The 4,480-nt window shown below is 61.8% G+C and carries 2 protein-coding genes; one reads left to right on the top strand and one right to left on the bottom strand.

Features of this window, described 5'->3' with window-relative positions:
- The coding region (locus VBE63_RS25060; RefSeq protein WP_323685732.1) for a PEP/pyruvate-binding domain-containing protein at positions 1–773 on the bottom strand (773 nt) is incomplete at its 3' end.
- Between the two features lie 459 nt (positions 774–1,232).
- On the opposite strand from VBE63_RS25060, the gene VBE63_RS25055 reads away from it, so the two are divergent.
- A partial coding sequence (locus VBE63_RS25055) for a valine--tRNA ligase (RefSeq protein WP_323685731.1) occupies positions 1,233–4,480 on the top strand: 3,248 nt, incomplete at its 3' end.

The raw sequence follows: 4,480 nt of genomic DNA, 5'->3' as shown, positions 1-4,480 counted from the left end.
GTCGCCGAGTCGTTGCCGCGGTTGCCGAACACCATGGTGCAGATATTCACCGCCGTGCCGTTGGCCATCTCCGGCGTGATATGGAACTGCTTGCGATAGTCGACCGCGCGCCGCCCCATCCAGCTGTTGAACACCGCCTTGACCGCGATCTCGAGCTGGATCATTGGATCGGACGGGAACGGCTTGCCGGTATGCTCCTCAACCACCTTGAGGAAGCGTTCGCTCATCTCCTTGAGATCAGCGGCGGAGAGGTCGACGTCTTGCTTGGCGTGCGCGGCCTCCTTGACGACGTTGAATTCGTGGTCAAAGGCCTCGTCGGAGACACCCAGCGCAACCTTGCCGAACAGCTGGATGAAGCGGCGATAGGAGTCATAGCCAAACCGGTCGTCGCCAGTGGCCTTGATCTCGCCCTGCAGCGTCTCCTCGTTCAGACCCAGGTTCAGGATGGTGTCCATCATGCCCGGCATCGACATCGCCGAGCCCGAGCGCACCGAGACCAACAAGGGGTTATCAGGGTCGCCAAAACCCTTGCCGGTCTTGCGCTCCAGCGCCGCCATCTGATCCCGCACCTGCTCCATCACACCAGCCGGCAGTTGACGATCGGGGGTCTCTAGGTAGGCGAGGCAGGCATCGGTCGTGATCACGAAGCCGGGCGGCACGTTCAAACCGATCTGCGTCATCTCGCAGAGATTTGCGCCCTTGCCGCCCAGCAGCTTCTTGTTCTTGCCATCGCCTTCGTCGAAGGCAAATACCCACTTAGTCGTCTCGGTCATGCTCTCAGTCCTCGGGTTAGGGTGATCAATGCTGTGTATTTGAACGAGCACAGCTGCAGTTGGGAAGTGTCCGAAATCAATTGGTCACAGAGTAACATCGCATATTCTGATATTGGATGACATAAGGGAGTCAGACACCATTGAAAAAATAGGCTTGCTCTGACCCTTTTGAAGAAATCTTCCATCCTGAACCCTTCACTTGTCACCACCATCGACAGCATCCTATCGCCATTCGCACTGACCTCCACACCGGTTGAGCCTGCAAATCCCGATGTTTTTAGCGCGTTTTATCCGCCAACCGGGTAGAACTGCTATCACAACGCAAACCCCGACTAGGGGCGTCGAGCCGTTTATACTGCAGGGCTTCGCCCAGACCTGATCACCCTCGCCGTGCGACCAGGGCCTGCAAAGACATCGACACCGCATCAGCGCCACCTCAAGACGCGCAGGATCTCCGCCATGTTGGACAAGACCTACGACCCCAAGACCATCGAAACCCTCTGGTATCAGCGCTGGGAGCAAGCCGGCTGGTTTGCACCAAACTTAGGTGCTGAAGCCAAGCCCGATGTCCGCAGTGATCGCGGAAAGCGTGGTGGTAGCGGTGGCGTTGAAAGCGGACGTGAAGATTGCGGTGATAGTGGCACAACCAGCGATCGGGGCCAAAGCCACACCACGCCGCCGTTCTGCATCATGATCCCGCCGCCAAACGTCACCGGCAGCCTGCACATGGGCCACGGCTTCAACAACGCCATCATGGATGCGCTGGTGCGCTACCACCGCATGCGCGGCGAGCCGACGCTCTGGCAGCCAGGCACCGACCATGCCGGCATCGCCACCCAAATGGTCGTCGAGCGTCAACTCGAAGCCGAGGGCAAGACCCGCCACGACCTCGGCCGCGAGTCCTTCATCGAGCGCATCTGGGAATGGAAGGCGGAATCCGGCGGCACCATCACCCAGCAGCTGCGCCGGCTCGGCTCCTCGCTCGACTGGCAGCACGAGCGCTTCACCATGGACGAAGGCCTCTCCAACGCCGTCATCGAGGTCTTCGTCCGGCTGTTCGAGGAAGGACTGATCTACCGTGGCAAACGCCTAGTCAACTGGGACCCGGTGCTGCACACCGCGATCTCGGATCTGGAGGTCATCGCCGAGGAAGAGGCCGGCTTCATGTGGGATCTCAAGTACCCGCTGAGCAACGGCACCGGCGCCATGATCGTCTCCACTACCCGCCCGGAGACCATGCTCGGCGACTGCGCCGTCGCCGTGAATCCTGAGGATGAACGCTATAAGCACCTGATCGGCGAGACCGTCGAGCTGCCACTGACCGGCCGGCGTATCCCAATCATCGCCGACGAGCACGCCGACCCCGAGCTCGGTACCGGCTGCGTCAAGATCACCCCGGCGCATGATTTCAACGACCACGCGGTCTGGCTGCGTCATCGCGACGAGACGCCGATCACCGACCAGCCGCATGGCGGCCTGATCAACATCTTTACCGCTGATGCCGCCATCCGCGCGAACGCACCTGAAGAGGGTGAGCTGATCCCCAGTGCCTACGCTGGTCTCGATCGCTTTGAGGCGCGCAAGCGCATCCTCGCCGATCTCGAGGCACAAGGGCTGCTGGTACAGGTCCGCGATCACCGCCTGCCGGTGCCGCGCGGCGACCGCTCCGGCGCCGTGGTCGAGCCCTACCTCACCGATCAGTGGTACGTGCGGATTGAGCCGCTCGCCAAGCCCGCGATCGAAGCGGTGGAAAAGGGCCAGATCCGCTTCGTCCCGGACAACTGGAAGAACACCTATTTCGAGTGGATGCGCAACATCCAAGACTGGTGCATCAGCCGCCAGCTCTGGTGGGGCCATCGCATCCCGGCCTGGTACGACGATGAGGGCAACATCTACGTCGGCCGCTCCGAGGCCGAGGTGCGCAGCAAGCACGGTCTGAGCGCCGACTACCCGCTGCGTCAGGACGAAGACGTGCTCGACACCTGGTTCAGCTCCGCACTCTGGCCCTTTAGTACGCTCGGCTGGCCGCCTGAGCATAACGCCGAGCAAATGGCACAAACAGCCCAGACAGCGCAAACAACGCACAAGCCGCAGCAAGCGACCAAACAGCAGGGGGCAGCCAATCAGCAGCAAGCGACCAAACAGCCTGGCCAGGTCGGTGAGCAGCCGCCAGCTGAACAGCTCGATCGGCTCGCAACCTTCTATCCCACCTCAGTGCTGATCACCGGCTTCGACATCATCTTCTTCTGGGTCGCCCGGATGATCATGATGGGGCTCAAGTTCATGGGTGACGTGCCGTTTCGCGACGTCTACATCCATGGCCTGGTGCGCGACGCCCAGGGCAACAAGATGTCGAAATCCAAGGGCAATGTCCTTGACCCCATTGATCTGATCGACGGCATCGAACTCGAGCCTCTGGTCGCCAAACGCACCAAGGGCATGATGCAGCCCCACCTGGCCGAGAAGATCGCCAAGCAGACGCGCAAAGAGTTTCCGGACGGCATCCCCGCCTTCGGCACGGATGCATTGAGATTCACCTTCGCCGCGCTCGCCACCACCGGCCGTGACATCAAGCTCGATCTCGGCCGCGTTGAAGGCTACCGCAACTTCTGCAACAAGCTCTGGAATGCCTCGCGCTATGTGCTGATGAATACCGAGGGGCAGGATTGTGGGGCCGGGCTCAGTGCTGGCGCGAGCCCCCTCACCAGTCTAAGCCCGGAAACCGACTCAGTCAGCCAGGGCCAGGCGGCTCAGAGCACAGATCGAGAGCTGGCCCACACTGGGTCCGGCGCTGATTCGACATCCAATCACGCGTCAAATCGAGACAGCAAACCGGGGCCACTGGAGTTCAGCGCCGCCGACCGATGGATTCGGAGCCGATTGAACCAGACCATCGGCGACGTCCGCGCATCCCTCGACACCTACCGCTTCGACCTCGCCGCCCAGGCCATCTACGAGTTCACCTGGAGCGAGTTCTGCGACTGGTACCTGGAGTTGGCCAAGCCGGTCTTGACCAGCGAAACCGCCTCAGACGCGGCCAAGCGCGGCACCCGCTGGACCCTAGTGCAAACGCTCGAGGGGCTGTTACGCCTCGCCCACCCCTTCATGCCCTTCATCACCGAAGAGATCTGGCAAAAATTGCGCCCGCTTGCAGGCACGCCCGGCGGCTACCAGGGTGACAGCATCATGCTCGCGCCCTACCCGGCCGCCGACAGCGCCCTCGACGACCCCGACGCCGAGGCCGAGATCCACTGGGTTCAGCAGTTCATCCTCGGCGTGCGCCGCATCAAGGGCGAGATGAACATCGCGCCATCAAAGCAGCTGCCAGTCTTAGTCGCCAACGCCAGCGCCCGCGACCGGCAATGGACCGAGCAAGCTCGCCCTTACCTCGACTTCCTCGCCCGCACCGAATCGATCCGCCTGCTCGATGACGAATCAGAGGCCCCCGAATCGGCGATCGCCCTCGTCGGCGCGATGAAGATCCTGATCCCGATGGCCGGTCTGATCGACAAAGACGCCGAACTCAAACGCCTCGACAAAGAGATCGCCAAGTTACAAGCCGACATCGAACGGATCGAGAAGAAGCTCGCCAACCCAAGCTTCGTCGACAAGGCGCCCGCAGCGGTCGTCCAGAAAGAACGCGACCGAGCTGCCGAGCAACAGGGCGCGCTTGCCAACCTCAGCCTGCAGCGTGAACGGATCGCAGC

Origin of the sequence: Lamprobacter sp. (genome assembly GCF_034860625.1) — a bacterium.
Classification (GTDB): Bacteria; Pseudomonadota; Gammaproteobacteria; order Chromatiales; family Chromatiaceae; genus Lamprobacter.
Note: the sequence above shows the minus strand (reverse complement) of the source record. Positions and strands in the feature narration are given on the sequence as shown.